Annotated in this window: 27 protein-coding genes and 1 pseudogene; 15 read left to right on the forward strand and 13 right to left on the reverse strand. The window is 68.2% G+C overall.

All coding sequences use genetic code 11. The annotated features are described in order from the left end of the window. From RMO97_RS16560 to RMO97_RS16590, 7 genes and pseudogenes are all read left to right on the forward strand, one after another. Nucleotides 1–176, forward strand: a pseudogene (locus RMO97_RS16560) (hypothetical protein); the annotation flags it as partial. A gap of 48 nt (nt 177–224) precedes the next feature. Continuing rightward, entirely contained in the window at nt 225–800 is a 576-nt protein-coding gene (locus tag RMO97_RS16565; RefSeq protein ID WP_310542128.1) for a DUF1285 domain-containing protein, read from the forward strand. Further along, complete coding sequence (locus RMO97_RS16570; protein WP_310542129.1) at nt 797–1,441, forward strand: CoA pyrophosphatase; 645 nt, start codon at nt 797–799, stop codon at nt 1,439–1,441. Before RMO97_RS16565 ends, RMO97_RS16570 begins: the two co-directional genes overlap by 4 nt. Then, nucleotides 1,434–1,712, forward strand: a complete 279-nt coding sequence (locus tag RMO97_RS16575; RefSeq protein WP_310542130.1) for a hypothetical protein — start codon at nt 1,434–1,436, stop codon at nt 1,710–1,712. Before RMO97_RS16570 ends, RMO97_RS16575 begins: the two co-directional genes overlap by 8 nt. Continuing rightward, nucleotides 1,709–2,959, forward strand: coding sequence for a CCA tRNA nucleotidyltransferase (locus tag RMO97_RS16580; RefSeq protein WP_310542131.1), 1,251 nt, complete (start codon nt 1,709–1,711; stop codon nt 2,957–2,959). Before RMO97_RS16575 ends, RMO97_RS16580 begins: the two co-directional genes overlap by 4 nt. Then, nucleotides 2,956–3,660, forward strand: a complete 705-nt coding sequence (locus RMO97_RS16585) for a glutamine amidotransferase-related protein (protein WP_310542132.1) — start codon at nt 2,956–2,958, stop codon at nt 3,658–3,660. The genes RMO97_RS16580 and RMO97_RS16585 overlap by 4 nt, the downstream gene beginning before the upstream one ends. A 45-nt stretch (nt 3,661–3,705) precedes the next feature. After that, nucleotides 3,706–4,434, forward strand: coding sequence for an Isoquinoline 1-oxidoreductase subunit (locus RMO97_RS16590; protein WP_310542133.1), 729 nt, complete (start codon nt 3,706–3,708; stop codon nt 4,432–4,434). Between the two features lie 18 nt (nt 4,435–4,452). Here RMO97_RS16590 and hemF read toward each other — a convergent pair whose 3' ends face one another. Both hemF and RMO97_RS16600 read right to left on the reverse strand, forming a co-directional pair. Beyond that, on the reverse strand, nt 4,453–5,331 hold the full coding sequence (hemF, locus tag RMO97_RS16595) for an oxygen-dependent coproporphyrinogen oxidase (RefSeq protein ID WP_310542134.1): 879 nt from the start codon (nt 5,329–5,331) through the stop codon (nt 4,453–4,455). Continuing rightward, nucleotides 5,328–5,786, reverse strand: coding sequence for a tRNA (cytidine(34)-2'-O)-methyltransferase (locus RMO97_RS16600; protein WP_310542135.1), 459 nt, complete (start codon nt 5,784–5,786; stop codon nt 5,328–5,330). The genes hemF and RMO97_RS16600 overlap by 4 nt, the downstream gene beginning before the upstream one ends. A 201-nt stretch (nt 5,787–5,987) precedes the next feature. Between RMO97_RS16600 and petA the strand changes: the two genes are divergently transcribed. The 4 genes from petA (at nt 5,988) to RMO97_RS16620 (ending at nt 9,791) form a co-directional block, all read left to right on the forward strand. After that, nucleotides 5,988–6,542 (forward strand): ubiquinol-cytochrome c reductase iron-sulfur subunit, encoded by a 555-nt coding sequence (petA, locus tag RMO97_RS16605; protein WP_310542136.1) that lies wholly within the window; start codon nt 5,988–5,990, stop codon nt 6,540–6,542. A 5-nt stretch (nt 6,543–6,547) separates the two neighbouring features. Next, nucleotides 6,548–7,867, forward strand: a complete 1,320-nt coding sequence (locus RMO97_RS16610; protein WP_310542137.1) for a cytochrome b/b6 — start codon at nt 6,548–6,550, stop codon at nt 7,865–7,867. A 7-nt stretch (nt 7,868–7,874) separates the two neighbouring features. Next, nucleotides 7,875–8,717, forward strand: a complete 843-nt coding sequence (locus tag RMO97_RS16615; protein WP_310542138.1) for a cytochrome c1 — start codon at nt 7,875–7,877, stop codon at nt 8,715–8,717. A gap of 138 nt (nt 8,718–8,855) precedes the next feature. Then, entirely contained in the window at nt 8,856–9,791 is a 936-nt protein-coding gene (locus RMO97_RS16620) for a CPBP family intramembrane glutamic endopeptidase (protein WP_310542139.1), read from the forward strand. 110 nt (nt 9,792–9,901) lie between these two features. On the opposite strand, the gene RMO97_RS16625 is transcribed toward RMO97_RS16620, so the two are convergent. Next, complete coding sequence (locus RMO97_RS16625; RefSeq protein WP_310542140.1) at nt 9,902–10,666, reverse strand: aspartyl protease family protein; 765 nt, start codon at nt 10,664–10,666, stop codon at nt 9,902–9,904. 115 nt (nt 10,667–10,781) lie between these two features. On the opposite strand from RMO97_RS16625, the gene RMO97_RS16630 reads away from it, so the two are divergent. Then, nucleotides 10,782–11,249 carry a hypothetical protein gene (locus tag RMO97_RS16630; RefSeq protein ID WP_310542141.1) on the forward strand — a complete coding sequence of 156 codons (468 nt, stop codon included), beginning with the start codon at nt 10,782–10,784 and terminating at the stop codon, nt 11,247–11,249. 1 nt (nt 11,250) lies between these two features. On the opposite strand, the gene RMO97_RS16635 is transcribed toward RMO97_RS16630, so the two are convergent. Both RMO97_RS16635 and RMO97_RS16640 read right to left on the reverse strand, forming a co-directional pair. Next, nucleotides 11,251–11,931, reverse strand: a complete 681-nt coding sequence (locus RMO97_RS16635) for a dienelactone hydrolase family protein (RefSeq protein WP_310542142.1) — start codon at nt 11,929–11,931, stop codon at nt 11,251–11,253. A gap of 4 nt (nt 11,932–11,935) precedes the next feature. Continuing rightward, nucleotides 11,936–12,604 carry a dienelactone hydrolase family protein gene (locus RMO97_RS16640; protein ID WP_310542143.1) on the reverse strand — a complete coding sequence of 223 codons (669 nt, stop codon included), beginning with the start codon at nt 12,602–12,604 and terminating at the stop codon, nt 11,936–11,938. 119 nt (nt 12,605–12,723) lie between these two features. On the opposite strand from RMO97_RS16640, the gene RMO97_RS16645 reads away from it, so the two are divergent. Further along, nucleotides 12,724–13,425, forward strand: a complete 702-nt coding sequence (locus RMO97_RS16645) for a DUF4336 domain-containing protein (protein WP_310542144.1) — start codon at nt 12,724–12,726, stop codon at nt 13,423–13,425. A gap of 4 nt (nt 13,426–13,429) precedes the next feature. Here the strand turns inward: RMO97_RS16645 and ychF are convergent, their stop codons facing one another. The 8 genes from ychF to lgt all read right to left on the reverse strand — a co-directional run bounded on the left by ychF (nt 13,430) and on the right by lgt (nt 20,937). Beyond that, complete coding sequence (ychF, locus tag RMO97_RS16650) at nt 13,430–14,476, reverse strand: redox-regulated ATPase YchF (protein WP_310542152.1); 1,047 nt, start codon at nt 14,474–14,476, stop codon at nt 13,430–13,432. Nucleotides 14,477–14,594: 118 nt separating this feature from the next. Further along, nucleotides 14,595–15,218 (reverse strand): aminoacyl-tRNA hydrolase, encoded by a 624-nt coding sequence (pth, locus tag RMO97_RS16655; protein WP_310542145.1) that lies wholly within the window; start codon nt 15,216–15,218, stop codon nt 14,595–14,597. 42 nt (nt 15,219–15,260) lie between these two features. Further along, complete coding sequence (locus RMO97_RS16660) at nt 15,261–15,884, reverse strand: 50S ribosomal protein L25/general stress protein Ctc (protein WP_310542146.1); 624 nt, start codon at nt 15,882–15,884, stop codon at nt 15,261–15,263. Between the two features lie 125 nt (nt 15,885–16,009). Beyond that, entirely contained in the window at nt 16,010–17,056 is a 1,047-nt protein-coding gene (locus tag RMO97_RS16665) for a hypothetical protein (protein ID WP_310542147.1), read from the reverse strand. A gap of 159 nt (nt 17,057–17,215) precedes the next feature. Next, the gene (locus RMO97_RS16670; RefSeq protein WP_304777372.1) at nt 17,216–18,151 is read right to left on the reverse strand and encodes a ribose-phosphate pyrophosphokinase; all 936 of its coding nucleotides are present in this window, start codon (nt 18,149–18,151) and stop codon (nt 17,216–17,218) included. A 75-nt stretch (nt 18,152–18,226) separates the two neighbouring features. Continuing rightward, nucleotides 18,227–18,991, reverse strand: a complete 765-nt coding sequence (pgeF, locus tag RMO97_RS16675) for a peptidoglycan editing factor PgeF (RefSeq protein ID WP_310542148.1) — start codon at nt 18,989–18,991, stop codon at nt 18,227–18,229. A 1-nt stretch (nt 18,992) separates the two neighbouring features. Beyond that, nucleotides 18,993–20,048 (reverse strand): class I SAM-dependent methyltransferase, encoded by a 1,056-nt coding sequence (locus RMO97_RS16680; protein WP_310542149.1) that lies wholly within the window; start codon nt 20,046–20,048, stop codon nt 18,993–18,995. Further along, on the reverse strand, nt 20,035–20,937 hold the full coding sequence (gene lgt, locus RMO97_RS16685) for a prolipoprotein diacylglyceryl transferase (protein WP_310542150.1): 903 nt from the start codon (nt 20,935–20,937) through the stop codon (nt 20,035–20,037). Before lgt ends, RMO97_RS16680 begins: the two co-directional genes overlap by 14 nt. Nucleotides 20,938–21,020: 83 nt before the next feature. Between lgt and RMO97_RS16690 the strand changes: the two genes are divergently transcribed. Further along, the gene (locus tag RMO97_RS16690) at nt 21,021–21,269 is read left to right on the forward strand and encodes an accessory factor UbiK family protein (RefSeq protein ID WP_310542151.1); all 249 of its coding nucleotides are present in this window, start codon (nt 21,021–21,023) and stop codon (nt 21,267–21,269) included. A gap of 148 nt (nt 21,270–21,417) precedes the next feature. Then, complete coding sequence (locus tag RMO97_RS16695) at nt 21,418–21,921, forward strand: YbjN domain-containing protein (protein ID WP_304777367.1); 504 nt, start codon at nt 21,418–21,420, stop codon at nt 21,919–21,921. Nucleotides 21,922–21,985 lie beyond the last annotated feature (64 nt).

Here is a 21,985-nt window from a genome sequence, read left to right on the forward strand (position 1 = left end):
GCTTCGCAAATGTGCTGCTGGTGGGGGACGAACCCTATTTCAGCCGCTTTGGATTCTCCGCCGCCCCGGCTCGCGCGGTGCGCCTGCCAGGGCCGGTGGATCAGCGCCGTGTGCTGGTCCGGCCGCTGCGTGAGGGTGGCGGGGACCATCTTTCGGGCCTGGTGGGCGCCCCCTGACCTAGGGTCGCGCTTGAGGCGGGCCGCCACGCGCCCTACCTTGGATCCATGACCGACACGCCAAGCAAGACCGGCCTCGAAGGCGTGATCGCCGCCGCCAAGCAGGCGCCGGGCCGCGGCCTGCCGCCCGTGCACCTCTGGCATCCGACCCACTGCGGCGATATCGACATCGTCATCAAGAAGGACGGCCTCTGGTTCCACGAGGGCACGCCCATCGGCCGCGAGGCCCTGGTGCGGCTGTTCTCCACCGTCCTGCGCAAGGACCCCGACGGTTTCCACCTGGTGACCCCGGTGGAGAAGATGAGGATCACGGTGGAGGACGCTCCCTTCATCGCCGTGCGCGTGGATAAGGTGGGCGAGGCCTTGAAATTCCTCACCAATGTCGGCGACGAGGTCGAGGCGGGTCCCGAGAACGAAATCCGCGTCGAGATGGACGCCACCACCGGCGAGCCGCGCCCCTACCTCCACGTCCGCCGGGGCCTGGAGGCGCTCATCGCCCGGCCGGTCTTCTATGAACTGGTGGAGCTGGCGGAGGAACGCGAGACCCCGGACGGTCCGCGCCTGGGCGTCGCCTCGGGCGGCGCTTGGTTCCCGGTCGGTCCGGCCGGAGCGCACCTTCCATGAACCCGGCCCAGGCGTCGGCCGCCACGCGCGACTGGATCATGGCCCACCTCGATCCTCTCGAGGAGCGCGAGCCCGTGTCCGGCGCCACCCGCTCGGACTTCGACCTGTCAGGCCAGCACGGCGATCCGGCAACCGCCTTGACCCCGGCCTCGGTGCTGGTGGGTCTGGTGGAGCGGGAAGGGGCCTATTCGGTGATCCTGACCCGCCGGGCCGACACCTTGCGCCGCCATACCGGGCAGATCGCCCTGCCGGGCGGCCGCCGCGATCCGGGGGAGACGCCCTGGCGGACAGCCCTGCGTGAGGCCCACGAGGAGGTGGGCCTGCACCCCGACTACGTCATGCTGGCGGGACTGTCCTCGCCCTATGTCACCGGGACCGGCTTCCTGATCACCCCGGTGGTGGGGTTTGTCCGTGAAGGCTTCTCGCTCACCGCCAATCCCGATGAGGTGGCCGATATCTTCGAGACGCCCTTCGGCTTCCTGATGGATCCCGCCAATCACGAGGAGCACGAGCGTGAGGCGCCCACCGGGGAAAAGCGCCGGTTCTACGCCATGACCCACGCTGACCGCTTCATCTGGGGCGCCACGGCCGGGGTGTTACGGGCGCTCTATGAGCGCCTCTATGGCGCGGCCGTTGCTTGAGGTCCTCGCCAGCCGCGCCCTGCTCGTGGCCCTGCCCTTCGGCCTCTGGTTCCTGTGGCGCGAGGTCGCCCGGCGCACTGGACGGGAGATGGGCTCGACCCCCTGGGCCTGGCTGTTCGCGGCGGGCGCGGTGCTGTTGGGGGTTTCGCTGATGGCCACGGCTGTGTTCCATGGCGACAACCGCGGCCAGGTCTATGTTCCCGCCGAGGCCGCCCCCGACGGGCGCATCACCCCCGGCCATTTCGAGAAGAGAGCGCCCCAGACTCCATGACCGACAGTATTGGCCAACAGCCCTGGATGATGACTCCGCAGGTCCTCGCCGTGATGGACGCCCTGGAGGCGCGCGGCTTCACCGGCTGCGCGCGCTTCGTGGGGGGGTGTGTGCGCAATTCCTTGCTGAACCGGCCTATCGAAGACATCGACATCGCCACCACCCTCACCCCCGACCAGGTCACCGAGGCCCTGCAGGAGGCCGGAATCAGGGCCGTGCCCACAGGGGTCGAGCACGGCACCATCACCGCCGTGGCCGACAGTCAGCCCTTCGAGATCACAACCCTGCGCCGGGACGTCTCCACCGACGGCCGCCGCGCGGTCGTGGCCTTCACCCAGGACTGGACCGAGGACGCCCAGCGCCGCGACTTCACCCTGAACGCCGTCTACGCCGACCGCGACGGGACGCTCTTTGACCCGACGGGCCGGGGGATCGCGGACGGCAGGGCGGGCCGCATCATCTTCGTCGGCGACGCCATGACCCGCATCCGGGAGGATTATCTGCGCATCCTGCGCTTCTTCCGGTTCCAGGCCTGGTACGGCAAGGGCGACGCCGACGAAAAGGCGTTGGCCGCCTGCAAGGCCCTGAAGGAATCCCTCTCCGGCCGCCCGGCCGAGCGCACCGCCAAGGAACTCACCAAGCTGCTGGCCGCCGAAGAGCCGCGTCCGGCCATGGCGCTGATGGCGCAGACCGGGGTGCTCGGGACGATCCTGCCCTGCGCCAAGGACCTGGCCGCCTTCAACCAGCTTGTCGAGATCGAGACCGACCAGCTGTTCGAGAATGACCCCATCCTGCGGCTGGCGACCCTGATCCCCGAGGACCAGGTCGGGGCGGCGCAGATCGCCGAGCGCCTGCGGCTCTCCAACGAGGTTCGCGACCGCCTGGTGGCGGCCGTCGGCAAGACGCCGCGCATCACCAGCTGGATGAGCCCTCGCGAAATCCGCCGCGCCGTCTACGCCATCGGCCTGCGCGCCCTCACCGACCGGGTGAAGCTGGCCTGGGCGAAGTCGGGCCGCACCTCGGTCACCCACCAGTGGCGTGGCCTGCTGGCCCTGGCGGAGAGCTGGTCGCCGCCGCCGTTCCCGCTGACCGGCGAGGACGTGATCCAATCGGGCGTGCCAAAGGGCCCGATGGTGGGCCAGGTGCTGCGCGAGGTGGAGGACTGGTGGATCGACCACGACTTCATCGACGACAAGTTCTCGGCCATCGAGAAGCTGAAGGCGGTGGCGCAGGGCATGGCCTATTGAGGCTGGGGATCCTCGAGACGGGCGCCCCGTCCCGGGAAGTTGACCAGTTCGGCGACTATCCCGCCATGTTCCGCGCCCTGTTCGGCGAGGATGCCTACGACTACGCCACCTTCGACATCCAGGCGGGGGAGCTTCCCGATAGCGCCGACGCCTGCGCCGCCTATCTGATCACCGGCTCATCAGCCGGCGTCTACGACCCGCTGCCCTGGATCGAGCCGCTGAAGGACTTCCTGCGCGCGGCGAAGGGGACGCCGATGGTGGGCGTCTGTTTCGGGCACCAGATCATGGCCGAGGCTTTCGGCGGCAAGGTGATCCAGTCCCCCAAGGGCTGGGGCGTGGGCCTTCACCGCTATGAGGTCCTCCATCCCGAGGCCTGGATGGACGCCCCGCGTTTCAGCATCCCCGCCTCCCATCAGGATCAGGTGGTTGAGGCGCCGCCGGGCGCCCGGGTAATCGCCGCCAGCGAGTTCACCCCCTTCGGCATGCTGGCCTATGACGACCAGCCGGCGATTTCCCTGCAGCTGCATCCGGAGTTCGAGCCCGCCTACGCCCGCGCCCTGATCGAGAGCCGCCGCGGCAGCCGCTATACCGACACCCAGGCTGACCAGGCGATCCTGTCCTTCGAACAGCCGGACGACCGGCCTCGGGTCGGAGGCTGGATCCAGCGATTTCTGGCGCAAGCAACGCTTCGCCGGTCCTGACGTTCTGGATAAGGCGCCGCTTCCGCGCCGTCCGGAAACCACCTCATGCGCCACGCCAGCGCCCTGCTTATGTCCCTCGGCGCGGCCGGCCTCGTCGCCGCCGCGACCCTGACCGCCCAGGCCCAGACCGCGCCCAGCCAGACCGCCGCCTCGGTCCTGGCCGAGATGGAGCAGCGGACCTCTCTGAAGCCCGCAGCCTCGTTCAACAGCATCGCCGACAAAAATGCGCGCTCGGTCGCCCTCTTCCAGGAGGCCGGCAAGGTCATCACCCACCCCCGCTGCGCCAACTGCCATCCCGTGGACCGCCCGGCCCAGGGCGACGACCGCCGTCCGCACATGCCGGTGGTGTCGCGCGGAGAGGAGGGTTTCGGAGAGGGCCTGCGCTGCGCCTCCTGCCACACAGCCAAGAACGTCTGGGTCGGCGGGACCCACATCGTCACCATTCCCGGTAACCCGAAGTGGGCGCTGGCGCCGGCCTCCATGGCCTGGCAGGGCAAGACGCTCGGCGAGATCTGCGCTCAACTCAAGGATCCGGCCCGCAACGGCGGCAAGACCTTGGCCCAGATCCAGGAACATATGGCCGGGGACGAACTGGTGGCCTGGGGCTGGGACCCCGGCCTCGGCCGGACCCCAGCGCCGGGAACCCAGGCGCAGCTGGGCGAACTCTTCCAGGCTTGGATCGACACCGGCGCCAAATGCCCGGCGCCTGGCGGGGCGAAGGTGCCCAGTCACGACCTCAAGGCCGACACTGCGACGATGAAGCCGGCGATCTAGCCGGCCGCCGCAGTGGGGTCAGAGCCAGGCCACCATCGGGGGCATGGAGGAGAGGATCGTGTCAATGTTCCCTCCGGCCTTCAGGCCGAACATGGTGCCGCGGTCGTAGAGCAGGTTGAACTCGACATAGCGGCCGCGGCGGACCAGCTGCTCCATCCGGTCCTGTTCGGTCCAGGGTTCGCTCATGCGGTGGCGGACGATCTTGGGATAGACCTCCAGAAAGGCCTCACCGACCGCGCGGGTGAAGGCGAAGTCCTTCTCGAAGTCGCCGGAATTGTGCCGGTCGTAGAAGATGCCGCCGACCCCACGGGTCTCCTTGCGGTGCGGCAGGTAGAAGTACTCGTCGCACCAGGCCTTGTACTTGGCGTGCCACTCGGGATCGAAGGGATCGCAGGCGCCCTTCATCGCGGCGTGGAACAGGACGGCGTCGTCGGCCTCCTCGCTGCGCTGCTCGTCGACCATCGGTGTCAGGTCGGCCCCGCCGCCGAACCAGCTCTCGGCGGTCGACAGGAAGCGGGTGTTCATGTGGACGGTGGGGATGCGCGGGGAGCGCGGATGCACGATCAGGCTGATGCTGGCCGAGACATAGGACGGGTCCTTGTCGGCGCCGGGCATCTGGGCCGCCATTTCCGGCGAGAAGCGGCTCGTCGCCGCTGAGCTGTGAACGCCGGCCTTCTCGAACAGGCGTCCCTTGAAGTGCCCTCCAACCCCGCCGCCGACCCCGGTGTCACGGGTCCATGGGCGCATGTCGAACCGCTTGGGCTCCTCAGGGTAGAGCTCCGGGGGCGCCTCGGACTCCAGTTGCTCCAGCTCGGTGACGATGCGGATCTGCAGGTCTTCGAACCACCCCTTGGCGCGGGCGCGACGGTCTTCGATTTCGGGAGGAAGGCTGCTCATGCTGGTGGCTTAGGAAATTGGCCGGTCTGGCGCAACGCTTCGGAAAGGCCGATCGCCGCCGCGACCGTGACATTCAGCGAGCGCATTCCAGGTATCAGCGGAATATAAACCCGCGCGTCGGCGCTCTCGTGAACCTCGTCGGGAACCCCCGCGCTTTCGCGTCCAAACAGCAACACGTCGTCGGGTCGGAAGGCGAAGGCGTGCAGGGGCTCGGCGGCCTTGGTTGTGAACAGAACGATGCGTCCGGGCCTGTTTTGCGTGAAATCGGCCCATCCGGGGTGCCGCGTCACTTCGCCCGGCTCACCATAATCGAGGGCCGCGCGGCGGATCGCACGGTCGGAAAGCGGGAAGCCACAGGGCTCTATGACGTGAATTCCGACCCCCATACAGGTGCCGAGGCGTAACGCCGCTCCAAGGTTTTGCGGAATGTCCGGTTGAAAAAGCGCCAGCAGCATTCTAAGCGATCCAGCCTACGGGATTGGCCGGGGCTAGGCGCGAATCACGGAAGGGGCGGCCGCAACGCGCGATCGCTGTAACTTCCGGCAATTCGTCCTGCTCCAGCATTGAATTCCGAATGGCCCTTACCAGAACGTCTGGCAGGGTCGAAGACGGGTCTCGGCGCAAAGTCGCGGCCGCAAGCGAAGGGTAGCTTTAAGGTGGCCGACACCGTGGTGGGCGCAAACCCCGATCCTCATGCCTCGGGCGAAGACCCGAACCGGCGTGATTTCATTCACATCGCCGCGGCCGTCATGGCCGTGGGCGCGGTTGGGGCGTTGGCCTGGCCGTTCATCGACCAGATGAACCCGGCCGGCGACACCCTCGCCCTCGCCTCGGTGGAATTCGACCTGACCAAGGTCGAAGCTGGCCAGCAGGTCACCATCAAGTGGCGCGGCAAGCCGCTGTTCATCCGCAACCGGACGGGCAAGGAGATCGCCGAGGCGATCAAGGACGACAACGCCGAGCTGCGCGATCCGCAGACCGACGAGGAACGCCACAAGCCCGGAAAGGCCCAATGGCTTATCCTGATCGGCACCTGCACCCACCTGGGCTGCGTGCCGACCTTCGGCGGCGGTGAGTACGGCGGCTGGTTCTGCCCGTGCCACGGCTCACACTACGACACCTCCGGTCGCATCCGGAAAGGTCCTGCGCCGACGAACTTGGCGGTGCCGGACTACGCCTTCCTGTCGGACACCAAGGTCAAGGTGGGCTGAAAACGATGAGCGGACATTCCAACTACGAGCCGAAGACCGGCTTCGAGCGCTGGCTCGACACCCGACTGCCGATCGTGCGCCTGGCGTATGACAGCGTCGTCGACTTCCCGACCCCGAAGAACCTGAACTACTGGTACACCTTCGGCGGCATCCTGGCGGTTTGCCTGGGCATCCAGATCGTGACCGGCATCGTGCTGGCCATGCACTACGTGCCGCACGTCGACCACGCCTTCAACTCCGTCGAGCGCATCATGCGCGACGTGAACTACGGCTGGCTGGTGCGCTACATGCACTCCAACGGGGCCTCGATGTTCTTCATCGCGGTCTACATCCACATGTTCCGCGGCCTCTATTACGGGTCCTACAAGGCGCCTCGCGAAGTGCTGTGGATCCTGGGCTGCGTGATCTACCTGCTGATGATGGCCACGGCCTTCATGGGCTACGTCCTGCCCTGGGGCCAGATGAGCTTCCACGGCGCGGTGGTCATCACCAACCTGTTCGGCGCCCTGCCGATCGTGGGCGAGTCCATCACCACCTGGCTTTGGGGCGGGTTCGCGGTGGATAACGCCACCCTGAACCGCTTCTTCTCGCTGCACTTCCTGCTGCCGTTCATGATCGCCGGCGTGGTGATCCTGCACATCTGGGCGCTGCACGTGCCCGGCAACAACAACCCCACCGGCGTGAACGTGAAGTCCAAGGAGGACACCGTCCCCTTCCATCCGTACTACACGGTGAAGGACGGCTTCGCGATTTCGCTGTTCATGCTGATGTTCGCGACCTTCGTGTTCTTCCAGCCGAACGCACTGGGTGACGCGGTGAACTACGTTCCCGCCAACCCGCTGGTGACGCCGGCCCACATCGTTCCGGAATGGTACTTCCTGCCCTTCTACGCGATCCTGCGGGCGGTTCCGGACAAGCTCGCCGGCGTGCTGCTGATGTTCGGCGCCATCGCCGTCTTGTTCGTCCTGCCCTGGCTGGACACCTCCAAGGTGCGCTCCATGCGCTACCGGCCGACGGCGAAGCTCTACTTCGGCCTCTTCGTCCTGGCCTGCCTGATCCTGGGCTTCTGCGGCGGCCGCCTGCCGGACGATCCCGTGATCCCCGGCATCTCGACCTTCATGCTGCTGGACGCGGACCTGAACTCGATGGTCTGGCTGTCCCGCGTCGCGACGGCCTACTACTTCGGCTACTTCCTGGTCGCCCTGCCGATCCTGGGCCTCACCGAGACCCCGCTGCCCCAGCCGGAATCGATCTCCGCGCCGGTGTTGTCGCATCCCGCCAAAGCGCCGGCCGGCGCCGCGGCTTCGCCTGAAAAGAGGGGCTGAGCCACCTATGCTGCGCAAAGGTCTTATTCTCGCGGCGTTCGGGCTCGCTTTCGTCGCCGGCCCGGCTCTCGCCTCCGAAGGTCCCAAGGAGCCGCGTGCGGCCTCCTGGAGCTTCGAAGGTCCGTTCGGCAAGTTCGATCAGGCTCAGGTCCAACGGGGCTACAAGGTCTATCGGGAGGTCTGTGCGGCCTGTCACTCGATGAGCCTGCTGAGCTTCCGCAATCTGGGCCAGAAGAGCGGTCCCTTCTTCGACGACAAGTATCCCAACCCGAACGACAACCCCTATGTGAAGTCGATCGCCAAGGACTACCAGGTCAACGACATCGACTCCGAAACCGGGGACGTCGTCCAGCGGACCGCCACCTCGGCCGACACCTTCCCGAGCCCCTTCGCCAATGAAGCCGCGGCGCGCGCCTCCAACGGCGGCGCCCTGCCGCCGGATCTCTCGGTGATGATCAAGGCGCGGCCCCAGGGCGCGGAGTACGTCTACTCGATCCTGACCGGCTACCAGGCGCCGCCTGCCGGTCTGGAAGTGCCGCCGAACCAGTACTACAACCCCTACATGCCCGGCGACGTCAGCGCCTTCTACAAGGGCAAGGGCCACGTGCCGGTCGGGGGCTTCATCGCCATGGCCCCGCCGCTGGAAGCCGACAAGGTGACCTTCGACGACGGCACCAAGTCCACCGTCGATCAGCAGGCCAAGGACGTTGTGGCCTTCCTGGCCTGGGCCTCGGAGCCCAAGCAGACCGAACGCAAGCAGTTCGGCGTGGCCGCCATGATCTATCTGCTGATCTTCGCGGGTCTGCTGTGGGTCAGCTACCGCCGCATCTGGAGGAACGTCGCCCACTAGGCGCGCCGTCCTTTCGAGCACGATCATAGGCCCCGGTGAGAACCGGGGCCTTTTTCGTTTCCGGCCCATGAACAATCGCTAAGTTGCCGGGGCTGGCCCTCAGCCGATAGGCAGGGGGACGGATCGGGAGGGGCCCGCATGACAGCCGGTGAGGGGCGCATCCGCGCCACCGGATATCTGGCGATCTACGCCGTCCTCTGGGGCGCGGCCTTCGCCTATCTCTTCTTCAAGCAGGCCGACTGGACCTTCCCCCTGGTTTCGCTGGGGGTGTTTGGCGTCCTGCTTTCGGGCGTCGCCTGGGCTCTGACGCGCAGGTCCGATCCGCCCCCGGTCCGGGTGCGGCGGCCCAAGGTCGAGCTCACCGCCGTCCTGATCTTCATGGTGATCTACGCGGTGGGCTTCCTCGGCTGGGGCATGGGGGTGCTGAAGGCGGCCATGCCCGACGGCCCAGCGCAGGAGCTGGCGGTCCTGGCCGCCAAGCTCGTGGTCCATGTCGCGATCCCGGCCCTGATCCTGCTGGCCCTGGGGGGCCGGGTGGCGCCCCTGTTCTCCACCGGTATGGATCGCAAGGGTTTCTGGCCAACCCTGATCGTCATGGGCGTCATCTTCCTGGCCCTGCTCAGCGTGGTCAGCCCCAGCCTGCAGCAGATCGCTGAGCTGCAACCCGGGCTTCAGGTCCTGGCCTGGGCCGCCCCGGCTGCCTTTGTCTGGATCGCCCTGGAGGCGGGCCTTGCCGAGGAGTTCCTGTTTCGCGCCGTGCTCCAGACCCGCCTGGCCGCCGTCCTGCGCAGCGAGACCGGCGCCGTCGTCCTGGGGGCCCTGGTGTTCGCCCTGGCCCATGTGCCCGGCCTCTACCTGCGCGGCGCGCCCGGGGAGCAGGGCCATTCCAGCGACCTGTTCGAAGTGATCGCCTATACGATCGGCGCCCTGTCGCCGGTGGCCCTGATGCTGGGGGTGATCTGGGCCCGGACCCGCAGCCTGCTGCTGGTGGTCCTGCTGCACGCCGCCATCGACGTCCTGCCGATCCTGCCGGAATTCCTCACCACCTGGGCTGGGCTCACGCCCATCTCCTAGAGCATGTCAGGCGCAAGTGGGAACCGGTTCGCCGCCCGGACATGCTCTAGATTGAAGAAGATAGACCCTTTTTATCCGATCAGATTGATTCAACCTGATTCGGAAAGGGTCTAGGGGCGGCGAAGCAGCAGCCGTCCGCGCGGGAAGTCGAACCGCAGCGACCACTGCGCCAGCACCGGCGGACCGATCGCTCCCACCGCGCCCGCGACCTGCGGCTGAAGGCCGGCCTTCAGCATCTCAAAGAGCTGACCGGCGAAGGACAGAGCGCGGAGTTCGGCGCGCCGACGGCCATAGGGCGCCACATCCGCCGCAGTGGCCCCAGGGACGCTCGCCAGGGCCTCGCTGAGCCGCGCACCGCTGTCCAGGCCCGTCGCCACCACAAAGCCGCCCACGGCCGTCCTGGGGCCGTCCGCCACTGCGGCGTTGACCACTGGCGGTCCGCCGGCCGTGGCCATTGCAAGGCTGCTCTGAGCCGTGAACCTCGGAGCCTTGGCCGCGGGCCAGATCTCCACACGGCAGGGAGCGAAGCTGACGTCCACCACATAGGCCGACAGCAGGTCGGCCCCGATCACCCCGGCGATGGGGGTGGGAAAGGCGTAGGTCCGGGCGTCCAGGTCCACCACCACCACCGGCCGATCGACCAGGTTCAGGCCATCGACCCGCACCTGGCCCCGAAACGCCGGTGGCAGGCCCGCCATCTGGGCGCGGGTCTCGTGCAGCTGAGTGGTGGGACTGCCGGTGTCGAGGATGTAGTCGCCCGCCACCCCGGCGACGCTGGCCGGGACCACCACCACGCCGTGCTCCAGCCAGCAACCGGCCGCTTGCGCGGACGCCGGGGCGAGCCACAGGGCGGCGAGGGCCAGGACGAGCTTCACTCAGGCGATTCCCGGAGGCGAGGGTCGCCTGACCATAGCCAAGGCCGGTGGCCTAGGCGATAAATGCGCATGCTTATCCCGATCCTTTGCCCGCCGCGCGCCGGTGGGGGCTGACGTGGCCTTCACCAAGGCCTGGCGAGACTTTCGGCGCATGCAGGACGTCGGCGTGGCGGCCTCATGCCTGATCTATGCGGGCTCGGTGATCCACGCCTTCAGCGTGCTTCCCGGCGGGCCGACGCTCATCGCCCGTCACGCCCTGGTCTGGCCGGGCGCCGCCCTGTTGGCCGGCTTCGCCCTGCCGCTGCTGATCCTGCCCGTGCGCCGTGTCCTGGCGCGCTATGTCTGGATGAGTTTCCTGTCGGGCTTTGGCCAGACCCCGGTCTCCGTCCTGACCGGCGTCGGCCTGCTGGTCGTCGCAGCGGGCTTCATCTACTGGCAGGTGGCCTCGGTGGCCACGGGGGGCGCCTATCCGGCCGCGGTCTTCGGTGGCTACGCCGCCGGCATTGGCATCCTCGCCGCCCAGTCTGTCCTGGCCAGGTGGCTGGAACGCGACCCCGAGGCGCGCAAGCACATCGAGGAATAGGCTACATCTCGCCGCGGCCGCCGCCGTTGTTCATGAACACCTGCAGGGTCCGCAGCCGCGCCAGCCGAGCGGCGTCGGGGTTGTAGTCGGCGCGGCGATCGGACACGAAGCCGTGGCCGGCCTCATAGAGGTGGACCGGAATCTCCGGATGCGCCGAGCGAATCTCCTCCAACTTCTCCAGGGGGATGGAGGCGTCGTGGCGGCCAAAGTGCAGGATCGTCGGGACCTTGGGCGTCTCCCCCACCAGTTCGCTGATGCGGCGGCCATAGAAGGCCGAGGTCGCCGAGATCCCGGTGCAGCGGCAGGCCGCCAGCCAGGTCGCCGCCCCGCCCCAACAGAATCCCGTGACGAAGACCGCAGGCGACAGGGCGTCGATGGCCGCCTGGAGATCTCCCGCCACCTGGTCCCAGGGCGTGGCGGTGGAGTACTGCACCCCCTTGGCGATGGATTCCGGGCTGTAGTCGGCCTCGAAGCCCGGCTGAAGGCGGTCGTAGAAGCTGGGCGCGATGACCTCGTAGCCGTCCTCCGCGAAGCCGTCGGCCAGCTCGCGGATGTGGTCGGTGACCCCGAAGATCTCCTGGATCAGCACGATCCCGCCGCGGCGCGCGTCGGCCACGGGCGCGTGATAGGCGGCCAGCTCAAAGCCGTCGAACCTGCTGGTCAGGCGGATCGTCTCGCCCACGGCCCTAGGCGCCCGCAAACAGGTCGAGTGTGCGCTGGCGGGCGAGGTCGGCGCTGGCCTGGTTCAGGCGCTCCGGGTCCTCGTTGTTGAAGCCGTGGCCTGCGTCCTCGTAGATGTAGACCGCCACGTCGGGATTGCTGGCCTGGACGGCGGCCTTGACGTCATCGGCGGGAATGCCGGCGTCCTTGCGGCCGAGATGGACGATGGTGGGGCACTTCGGCGTCTTGTCGGCGTTGGCCTGCACCATGCTGCCGTAATAGCTCGAGGCGGCGGCGAAGCCCTCGAGTTGGCAGGCCGAAAGCCAGGTCAGCGACCCGCCGTAGCAATAGCCCACCACGAACACCTTGCCCGCGCCCGCCAGCTCGTCGCGCACGGCGGCGATATCGGCCAGCGCCTGGTCCAGGGGGGTGGCGCGGGCATGGGTGACTCCGGCGGTCAGGCCGGCCGGATCGTGGCCGGCGGTGAAGCCGGGCTCGCGGCGGTCGTAGAGCGACGGGGCGATGGCCTCGTAGCCGAGGCTGGCCCAGCGATCGACGTCGCGCCGGATATGCTCGTCGATCCCGAAGATCTCCTGGATGACCACCACGCCGCCCTTGCGAGCGCCGTTGGGCGCGGCGCGATAGACCGCGAACTCGAAGCCGTCGGCCCCGGCCAGCTTGGAAAACTCACCCATGACGTCTCTCCCTTTGTCGCCGACATAGCTAGGCGAGGCGCGGCGGATGTCCAGCAGGGTTGGCGCTCCGGATGGCCGGTCCTATGGTTTCGGCGCTCCCCTGAGCTGGAGGCCATCCGATGAGCGCGCCGCTGCTGGAGCCCTTCGGCCCGGAAATCTGGCTGTCCGCCGGGCCGGAAACCGAGGTGATCGGCTTTCGCTATCCGACGCGAATGGTGGTTATCCGGCTGGGCGGGGACGGCGTCCTTGTCATCTCGCCGGTGGCCCTGACCTCGGACCTCAAGGCGGCCGTCGAGGCGCTGGGCGAGGTGCGCCACGTGGTCGGCCCCAACTCTCTGCACGACCTGTTTCTGACCGAGTGGCGGCGCGCCTATCCGAGCGCCCGGTTCCACGCCGCGCCGGGGCTGCGGGGCCAACTGCCGGACATCACCTTCGACTCAGACCTCACCGACATCCCGCCCGCAAACTGGGCCGGCGTCCTCGAACAGGTGATCGTGCGGGGCAACCGGATCACCCAGGAGGTGGTGTTCTTCCACCGCGCGAGCGGCACGGCGATCTTCACCGACCTGATCCAGCAGTTCCCGCGCGGCTGGTTCAAGGGGTGGCGAGCGCTGGTGGCGCGGCTGGACCTGATGACGGAGGCCGAGCCCGCCGTGCCGCGGAAATTCCGCGTCGCCTTCTCAGACCGCGCTGCGGCGCGGGCGTCCCTGCGGCGCATCCTGGCATGGCCGACGACGAAGGTGCTGATGGCGCACGGCGCGCCGGTGGCGCGGGACGGACAAGCCTTCCTCACTCGCGCCTTCGGCTGGTTGAAGCCTTGAGGCTCTAGACGTTGAAGCGGAAGTTCAGCACGTCGCCGTCCTTGACCACGTATTCCTTGCCTTCCTGGCGGAATTTCCCGGCCTCGCGGGCCCCGGCCTCGCCCTTCAGACCGACATAGTCCTCATAGGCGATGGTTTCGGCCCGGATGAAGCCCTTCTCGAAGTCGGTGTGAATCACGCCGGCCGCCTGGGGGGCGGTGTCACCCTTGTGGATGGTCCAGGCGCGGGCCTCCTTGGGGCCGACGGTGAAATAGGTCTGCAGGCCCAGCAGGTGGTAGGCCTCCCGGATCAGCTTGTTGAGGCCGGGCTCGGTGAGGCCCAGGGTTTCCAGGAACTCGGCGCGTTCATCGGCGGCGAGCATGGCGATCTCGCTCTCGATCTGGGCGGAGATGGCGACGTGGTCGGCGCCGTCCCGGGTGGCGCGCTCGGCCACCAGGCGGGACATCTCGTTACCCTCGGCGGCCGACGCCTCATCGACATTGGAAACGTAGAGGGCGGGCTTGGAGGTCAGCAGCTGCAGCATGCGCCAGGCCTTGTCGTCCTCCTCGGCCACCTTGGCCTTGCGGGCGGGGCGGCCGGCGTTCAGCTCGGTCAGGGCCAACTGCACGAGGCGCAGGGTCGTGCCGCTTTCCTTGTCGCCGGCCTTGGCCCGCTTCTCCAGGTTGCTGACCCGCTTCTCCAGGCTCTCCAGGTCGGCCAGCATCAGCTCGGTCTCGATGGTCTCCAGGTCGGAGAGCGGATCGACCTTGCCCTCCACGTGGGTGATGTCGTCATCGATGAAGCAGCGGGCGACGAAGGCGACGGCGTCGCAGTCGCGGATATTGGCCAGGAACTGGTTGCCCAGGCCTTCGCCCTTCGAGGCGCCCCGCACCAGGCCGGCGATATCCACGAAGTTGATCCGCGCGGGAATGATCTCCTTGGACGGGATGATGGCGGCCAGGGCGTCCAGGCGCGGCTCGGGGACCGCCACGTCTCCGGTGTTGGGCTCGATGGTGCAGAAGGGATAGTTGGCGGCCTGGGCCGACGCCGTCTGGGTCAACTCGTTGAACAGGGTCGATTAGCCGACGTTGGGCAGGCCGACGATCGCGACTTTCAGGGCCATGAACTTCCATTTCCTATTCGAGGGCGCGACCTAGCACGTCTGCCGGCGCCGCCCAACTGTGGTGGGCTCAGCTGTCGCCGCGGCTGCGGGCCTGGCGGGTGTCGCCCTTGTCGGCGGGGGCCAGGCGCAGGACCTCGGTCTGGTACTTGTCGTCCTCGCCGGCGGCCAACAGGGGGGCGGCCTGGGCCACGGCCTTCAGCAGGTCGATGACCCAGGGGTGCTCCACCTTGTGGAAGTCCGACAGCACGTGGCCCTGAACCTTCTCGGGGTTGCCCGGGTGGCCGACGCCGAGCCGGGCGCGGCGGAAGTCGGGGCCGATATGGGCGGTCACCGAGCGGACGCCGTTGTTGCCGGCCGCGCCGCCGCCGGTCTTCATGCGGAACCGGCCAGGCGCCAGGTCGATCTCGTCATAGAACAGCACCACGTCGGCGGGCGTGGCCTTGTAGAACTTCACGGCGGCGCCGACTGAGCGGCCGCTCTCGTTGTAAAAGGTCTGGGGCTTGAGGATCAGGGTCTTCACAGGGCCGGCGGGCGTGTCGATCTCGCCCTCTCGGGCCAGGCCCGAGAACTTCGAGCGCTCGGGTCCGAACCGCCATTGCTTGGCGATCTCGTCCACGGCGATGAAGCCGATGTTGTGGCGGTTCTTGGCGTACTGGGCGCCGGGATTGCCTTGGCCCGCGAGGATCAGCATGGCGCCAGGCGGCTCGGCCCCCCGAAGGGGGCCGGCCAATCCTTAAACGGTGGTGGAGGCCGCGGCGGCCGCAGCGTCGTCGGTGGCGGCGTCAGCCGAGGCCGAGGCCGAGGAACCGGCCAGGGTGGCGACCACGAAGTCACGGTCGACGCCGGGCTTGACGCCTTCCGGCAGGACGAAGGCCGACATGCGGATGGTGTCGCCGATTTCCGCGCCGGTCAGGTCGAAGACCAGCTCTTCGGGGATGTGGTCGGCCGAGCAGGCCAGCTCGACGGTGTGACGCACGATGTTGAGCGTGCCGCCCTTCTTGAGGCCGGGGGACTCTTCCTGATTCTTGAAGTGCACGGGCACTTCGATCTTGATCAGCTGGTGCTCATCGACGCGGTACAGGTCGAAGTGGACCGGCTCGTCGTTGACGGGGTGCATGTCCACGGCCTTGGCGATGACCGGCTGGGTCTCGTCGCCGTACTTCAGGGTCACCAGGTGGCCCAGCAGCTTGCCCGTATAGAGCGCCTTGCGGAATTCGTTGGCCTTCACGGCGATGGCGACCGGATCCTTGTCGCCGCCGTAGAGCACGCCGGGGACCATGCCCGCGCGGCGGGTCTCGCGCGCACCACCGGTGCCGGTGCGCTCGCGAACTTCAACGTTCAGAATGATATCGGCCATGGCCTTGCCTCAAAACGAAACCGCCGCGCGAAGTGCCGCGCGGCGACGGACGACCCTCCTGGGGTCGAAAGGTGGGCGTAAATACACAAAAGCCCCGCCCGTGGCAACGGGCGGGCGCAGATGTTTTAGCGCTTCTTGGTGTCGGCCTTGGCCGCGGTCTTGGCGGGCGTCACCTTGTAGGGGGCAGAGCCGTCGGCGACTCGGATCTTCGGAATGAACTTGGCCTCGAAGGGCTCGGTGTTGCCAGACGCTTTGATCACGCAGCGGCCGGTGTCCATCATGATGTGCTGGCCGAGGCAGAAGACGTCCTCGTAGTGCGGCTTGGAGACCGCCAGGCACTGATAGAGGTTCAGCTTGGCCATGTTCATGCAGAAGGCCACGTTGGGCTCGGCCATCACCGCCATCAGGGTGTCGACATTGGCGTCGCCGCCTTCACCCAGGGCGGCGAGCGCGGCGACGGCCATGCCCCGGACCACGATGGGGCTGTAGGGGGGAGCGGCCGGTTCGGCGGTCAGGCCCAGGGGCGAGACCCCCAGGGCCGCCTGCTGCAGGCGCGCGGTCTCGGCCAGGTCGCCCACCACCGGGGTGGCCGACAGGCTCTTGGCCTGGGACAGCCGCAGGTCGCGGTTGAGAACGTCGGACTTCGACCACTTCTGCTTCTGGATGTCATAGGCCGACTGCTTCACCGCCTTGCCGGCGTCGTAGAGCTGCTGGCCTTCATTGCCGAGTGCGGTCTTCACCAGACCCGCGGCGCTGGCCGAGCCGGCGATGCCCACGACATAGGCCGGGTCCTTGAGGATCGCCGCCACCACTTCGCGGCGCTGGTCCACATTGACGGCGTAGGTGCGGACCCCGGCCACGAAGGCGGGGTCCTGCAGGGCGACGACGGCGGCGTAGGCCGTCGCGCCGCGCTGAAGCTGCTTGGGTTCGTAGGCGGCTCCGATGGCCACGCCCTTGGCGATGGCCTCGCCGTCGGCGAAGTCGGGCGTCACCGCGCTGACGCGGGCCATGTAGTAGCGGTAGGCGGCCGCCTGCTCGATCAGCTTGGGCGACAGGCTCACCGCGGGCGGCGGCGGCGGCGGCGGGGGCGGCGCGGGCTGCGAACAGGCCGACAGCAGGGCCGCGAAGGCGATGGCGGCGAGCGTGCCGGTCGCACGAATGGCAGAGGTCATCCTGAAGCTTCCCCAGAAGATTAGCGCGCGACCTTAACACAGATGCGCGGGCCAGAATGTGACCGCAGATGCTTAACCCTTGTTAACCAAGCGTGGCCGTTTCAGGGGGTAGGCCAGCAAGTCCCGTGCCGCAAAGCTGTTAGAATCCAGGATGGACTCTCAGTCGAACAGTTTCGACACCGACTCCTCATTGGCGATGCGCCGAATGGCCTCCCCCAGCAGCTTGTCGCAGCTGACATAGCGCAGCTTGGACTTGTCGCTGGCGCCTTCGGAGGCGGAGATGGAGTCAGTCATCACCAGCTCCTTGAGGATCGAGGAATTGACCCGGTCGATGGCCGCGCCTGACAGCACGCCGTGGGTGACATAGGCCGAGACCTCTGTCGCGCCGCCGTCCACCAGGGCCTGGGCCGCGTTGCACAGCGTGCCGCCGCCGTCGATAATGTCATCAAACAGGATGCACCGGCGGCCCGAGACGTCGCCGATGATGTTGGCCACCTCGCTCTTGCCGGGGCCCGAGCGGCGCTTGTCGACGATGGCCAGTTCGGCGTTCAGCCGGCTGGCGACCGCCAGGGCCCGCACCACGCCCCCCACGTCGGGCGAGACGATCATCAGCTCGCTGGTCTTCTCGTAGTTTTCCTTGATGTCGGCGGCCAGCAGCGGCGCGGACACCAGGTTGTCGGTGGGGATGTCGAAGAAGCCCTGAATCTGGCCCGAGTGCAGGTCCATGGTCAGCACCCGGTCGGCGCCCGCGCGCTCGATCAGGTTTGAGACCAGCTTGGCGGAAATCGGCGTGCGGCCCCCGGTCTTCCGATCCTGCCGGGCGTAGCCGAAATAGGGCATGACGGCGGTGATCCGCTTGGCCGAGGCGCGCCGCAGCGCGTCGATGCAGATCAGCAATTCCATCAGGTTGTCGTTGGTGGGGTAGCTGGTGGACTGCAGCACGAAGACGTCCTCGCCGCGGACGTTCTCGTCGATGGTCACCCAGACCTCGTTGTCGGCGAAGCGCTTCACCTGGGCCTTTGTCAGGGGCAGGTCGAGGTGAGAGGCCACAGCCTCGGCGAGCGCTCGATTGGAGTTGCCAGCCAGCAGCTTCATGAGAACTCCCGCAATGTCTCGCCGATGCGCCGGGCTTGTAGCAGGCGAGCCGCCAGCGGCAAGGCCCGGCGGCGATTAGACCAGCGTTATCGCCGAGAGCAGCCGGCCGAAGTCCGGCTCACCCCGCTTGAAGGCGCGGCGGTTGGAGAAGAACAGGGCCTCCTCCGCGCAGGTGTCATGGCCGATCCACGCCGCAGTGCCGACGCCCGCCGCCTGGAGGCGTGAGACCACGAAGCCCGGCAGGTCGAACATCCGCTTCTCGGCGCTCTCGCCCGGCGCAAAGAAGCGTTCGTGGTCGGCGTCCTCGCCGGTGAAGGCGGCCAGAAACTCCAGCCCCACCTCATAGGACGCCTGGCCGATGCAGGGCCCCACCACCGCCACCATCCGCGAAGGCTCGGCGCCCAGGCTGGTCATGGCGGCGACGCAGGCCTCGGCCACACCGTTCAGCGCGCCCTTCCAGCCGGCGTGGGCCGAGGCGACGACGCGGCCTTCGGCGTCGGCGATCAGGATCGGCGCGCAGTCGGCGGCCAGCGCCCCGCACAACACGCCCGGGGTGGCGGTGACCACGGCGTCGCCCTGTGGCCGCGCGTCGCTCCAGGGCTGGTCAGCGACCAGGGCCGTGGCCGAGTGGATCTGGTAACAGGTCGACAGCGCGCCGACCGGCAGGCCGAAGTGCTCGGCTGCCCGGCGGCGGTTCTCGGCGACATCGGCGGGCTCGTCGCTTGAGCCGCGCCCCACGTTCAGGCTTTCATAGATACCGGTCGAAACCCCGCCCTGGCGCGTGAAGAAGCCGTGTCGGACGCCGGGCAGGTCCAGGAGCGGCGAGGTCAGGACATTCATCTCAGGTCTCGAAGCCGGGCGGGACCAGGCCCGGGGTGTGGATGCAGACGGCCTTGAACAGGTCGCCCATCTGGTCGGGTGACACCAGCCGTTCCAGTTGCCGTTCGATCACCTCGCTGCGGTCGGGACGGGCGGCGGTGAGGGCCTCGGCCCGCGCGCCGATCCCCAGCCGCACCAGGAACTCGCCCTGGGTGAGGATGGGCGCCGTCGCCGCGCCCTCTCTCCCCGCCGCCGCCAGCACGGCGGGGAAGTCGGCATGGACGGTGAGGTCCGCCGCGCCCGGACTGGCCAAGGGACTTTCCTTCACGTGGCGGCGCAGGGCCTGGAGGGTGTCGCCGAAACCCGGCTGGTCGCGGCCATAGTCGATCAGCAGGGCCGCCCCCCCATCGGTGGCGATCCGCGCCCCGATCTCCGAGCCCAGCGCCTCCTGGGCCGGCGATTGTTCCAGCACCGAGCCGGCCGGGGCGTCGGGCGCCAGGTCGCCGATCGCCGCGCCCGCCAGCCCGAAGGCCAGCTCGCCGGCGTCGTTCAGCCCCACCACCCGCTCGGCCCAGCGCTTGTCGGTCCGCACGAACTGGCGCGGCGGCAGGCAGTCCAGCAGCTCGTTGGCGATCAGGATCATGGGCGCCTCGTCCGGAACCTCCGCCAGGGACCCTGCCCAGCTCACGCCGTCGCCCAGCACCTGGCGCTGCCGGGCCCTCAGGGGGGCGGAGGTCTCCACCAGCCAGACGTCGGCGGCGGCGCCAAAGTCCGGCGCCAGGCGCGCGGCCCGCAGCATGTCATCCATCAGGGTCCCGTCGCCCGGTCCCATCTCCACCAGCCGGAAGGGCGAGGGGCGGCCCATCGTCTGCCAGCAGGCCACGGCCCACAGGCCGATCAGCTCGCCGAACATCTGGCTGACCAGGGGGGCGGTGATGAAGTCGCCCTCCGCGCCGAGGGCCGGCCGCGTCGCATAGTAGCCGTCCGCCGGATCGTGCAGGCAGGCGGTCATGTACTGGGCCACGCTCATCGGCCCGCTCTCGCGGACCTGGGCGATCAGCCGGTCACGCAGGCCCATCGGTTTCGATCTTGAACGGATCGCGCGCTGGCGGCTCGCCCTCGACGACCTCTTCCACCTGGGCCTCCAGGCCGACCTCGGGCTGGGGCAGGGGCTCGCGCATCCCGCGCCAGATCAGCCAGGCGCCGCCGAGCGCCATCGGGATCGACAACATCATCCCCATGGTCAGGCCGAAGGGGAAGGCGGGCATGTAGGCGTCCGGCTCGCGGACATTCTCGATCAGGGTGCGGGCGATCCCGTAGCCGAGGAAGAACATGCCGGCCACCACACCGCGCCGGTTCAGCAGCTTGGCGTGGTGGGTGGCGATCCGCAGGACGATGAACAGCAGCAGGCCCTCCAGCAGGGCCTCGTAAATCTGGCTGGGGTGGCGCGGCATGATCCCGGCGTCGGGGAAGACCACACCCCAGGGCAGGCTGGTGGGCCGCCCCCAAAGCTCGCCATTGATGAAGTTGGCGATGCGCACGAAGAAAATGCCGATGGGCGCCGCGGCGGTGATCACGTCCCCCAGGCGGAAGACATCGACCTTGTTGACCCGGGCGAACAGCAGGGTGGCGATCAGCACGCCGAGCACCCCGCCGTGGAAGCTCATGCCGCCCTTCCAGGTCTTAAACACCTCCAGCGGGTCGGTGACGATCAGCGAAGGCGTGTAGAAAAATACGTGCCCCAGCCGGCCGCCGACGATGATCCCCAGGGTGATCCACAGGATCAGGTCGTCGATCTGGGCGGGGCTGGCGGGAGGTCCGCGCAGGGGCCACAGGGCCTGGTTGCGGGCCATCGAGGTGATGTAGCGCCAGCCGATCAGGATGCCGGCCACGTAGCCCAGGGCATACCAGCGGATGGCGAAGGGGCCGATGTGGATCAGGACGGGGTCGATGTCCGGGAAGGGCAAGGCCAGGCGCTCCGAGAAGATGTACTGGCGGTTTAGACGGAAACCCCGTGGCTTTCATCCCCTCAGCTCCCATATAAGGAAGCATGCAGACCCAGAACCCCTTCCTCGACGAGATGGCCAAGCTGACCGGAGCCGCCATGGGCCTCGCCCAGAGCGCCGGCGAAGAGGCCAAGGCCGCGTTCCGAGCCCAGGCCGACCGCATGGTCGCCGAGCTCGACCTGATCCGCCGCGATGAATTCGAAGTGCTCAAGGCCGAGATCGTCGCCCTGCGCGCCGAGATCGCCGCTCTGAAGGGCGCCGACACCCCGAAGAAGGCGTCCAAGAAAGCCTGATTGCGCGGCATAACGACCTAAACACACGAATGTGGCTCGCCCCCCGGAAGAAGCCGGTGACAGGCGACCCGCGAACCAGACTAGTTTCAAGATCGCAGGCGATTCGGGGCGCGCTCGCTCCTCCGGACGCCGTACGCGAAAGGGTCTCATGGACACGCCTCTGTCTGACGAAGACGTCCTGCTCGCCCACGACCCGCTCGATGTCGTTGAGCATGTGCTGCAAGCCGAGAATCTTCAGTTCGATCGCACCGAGGAAGGCGACCTCGCCTTCACCTTGGCCGGCGACTGGAAGGACTACGAACTCTGGTTCGCCTGGCGGCCCGAGGCCGACTGCCTGCAGCTCTGCCTCTCGGTGGATATCCAGGTCCGCGCCGAACAGCGCGCCGCGGCCTTCGAATTGGTCTCGACGGTCAACCAGCGCGTCTGGCTCGGCCACTTCGAAGTGTGGGACGACGGTGAGATCGTCTTCCGCCACGCCATGGCCCTGATGACCGGCGAGCGTCCGACGCTCGCCCAGGCCGCGGCCATGATCGACGTGGCCATGGAAGGCGCCGACCGCTTCTACCCGGCCTTCGACTTCATGGCCCGGGGCGGCAAGTCGCCTGCCGAAGCCATCGCCGCCTGCATGTTCGACACGGTGGGCGAAGCCTAGCCCACCAGCCGCGCGGCCAAGGCCGGGACCCGCGCCAGCAGGTCCCGCGTCAGGGCCTCGCGAT

Origin of the sequence: Phenylobacterium sp. (genome assembly GCF_031425575.1) — a bacterium.
Taxonomy (GTDB): Bacteria; Pseudomonadota; Alphaproteobacteria; order Caulobacterales; family Caulobacteraceae; genus Phenylobacterium.

Bases quoted from the DNA above. Each gene is read 5' to 3' on its own strand.
- RMO97_RS16565 (WP_310542128.1), top strand. From the start codon at position 225: ATGACCGACACGCCAAGCAAGACCGGCCTCGAAGGCGTGATCGCCGCC.
- RMO97_RS16570 (WP_310542129.1), top strand. From the start codon at position 797: ATGAACCCGGCCCAGGCGTCGGCCGCCACGCGCGACTGGATCATGGCC.
- RMO97_RS16580 (WP_310542131.1), top strand. From the start codon at position 1,709: ATGACCGACAGTATTGGCCAACAGCCCTGGATGATGACTCCGCAGGTC.
- RMO97_RS16590 (WP_310542133.1), top strand. From the start codon at position 3,706: ATGCGCCACGCCAGCGCCCTGCTTATGTCCCTCGGCGCGGCCGGCCTC.
- hemF (WP_310542134.1), bottom strand. From the start codon at position 5,331: ATGAGCAGCCTTCCTCCCGAAATCGAAGACCGTCGCGCCCGCGCCAAG.
- RMO97_RS16600 (WP_310542135.1), bottom strand. From the start codon at position 5,786: ATGCTGCTGGCGCTTTTTCAACCGGACATTCCGCAAAACCTTGGAGCG.
- RMO97_RS16610 (WP_310542137.1), top strand. From the start codon at position 6,548: ATGAGCGGACATTCCAACTACGAGCCGAAGACCGGCTTCGAGCGCTGG.
- RMO97_RS16615 (WP_310542138.1), top strand. From the start codon at position 7,875: ATGCTGCGCAAAGGTCTTATTCTCGCGGCGTTCGGGCTCGCTTTCGTC.
- RMO97_RS16620 (WP_310542139.1), top strand. From the start codon at position 8,856: ATGACAGCCGGTGAGGGGCGCATCCGCGCCACCGGATATCTGGCGATC.
- RMO97_RS16640 (WP_310542143.1), bottom strand. From the start codon at position 12,604: ATGGGTGAGTTTTCCAAGCTGGCCGGGGCCGACGGCTTCGAGTTCGCG.
- RMO97_RS16645 (WP_310542144.1), top strand. From the start codon at position 12,724: ATGAGCGCGCCGCTGCTGGAGCCCTTCGGCCCGGAAATCTGGCTGTCC.
- pth (WP_310542145.1), bottom strand. From the start codon at position 15,218: ATGCTGATCCTCGCGGGCCAAGGCAATCCCGGCGCCCAGTACGCCAAG.
- RMO97_RS16660 (WP_310542146.1), bottom strand. From the start codon at position 15,884: ATGGCCGATATCATTCTGAACGTTGAAGTTCGCGAGCGCACCGGCACC.
- RMO97_RS16665 (WP_310542147.1), bottom strand. From the start codon at position 17,056: ATGACCTCTGCCATTCGTGCGACCGGCACGCTCGCCGCCATCGCCTTC.
- RMO97_RS16670 (WP_304777372.1), bottom strand. From the start codon at position 18,151: ATGAAGCTGCTGGCTGGCAACTCCAATCGAGCGCTCGCCGAGGCTGTG.
- pgeF (WP_310542148.1), bottom strand. From the start codon at position 18,991: ATGAATGTCCTGACCTCGCCGCTCCTGGACCTGCCCGGCGTCCGACAC.
- RMO97_RS16680 (WP_310542149.1), bottom strand. From the start codon at position 20,048: ATGGGCCTGCGTGACCGGCTGATCGCCCAGGTCCGCGAGAGCGGGCCG.
- RMO97_RS16690 (WP_310542151.1), top strand. From the start codon at position 21,021: ATGCAGACCCAGAACCCCTTCCTCGACGAGATGGCCAAGCTGACCGGA.
- RMO97_RS16695 (WP_304777367.1), top strand. From the start codon at position 21,418: ATGGACACGCCTCTGTCTGACGAAGACGTCCTGCTCGCCCACGACCCG.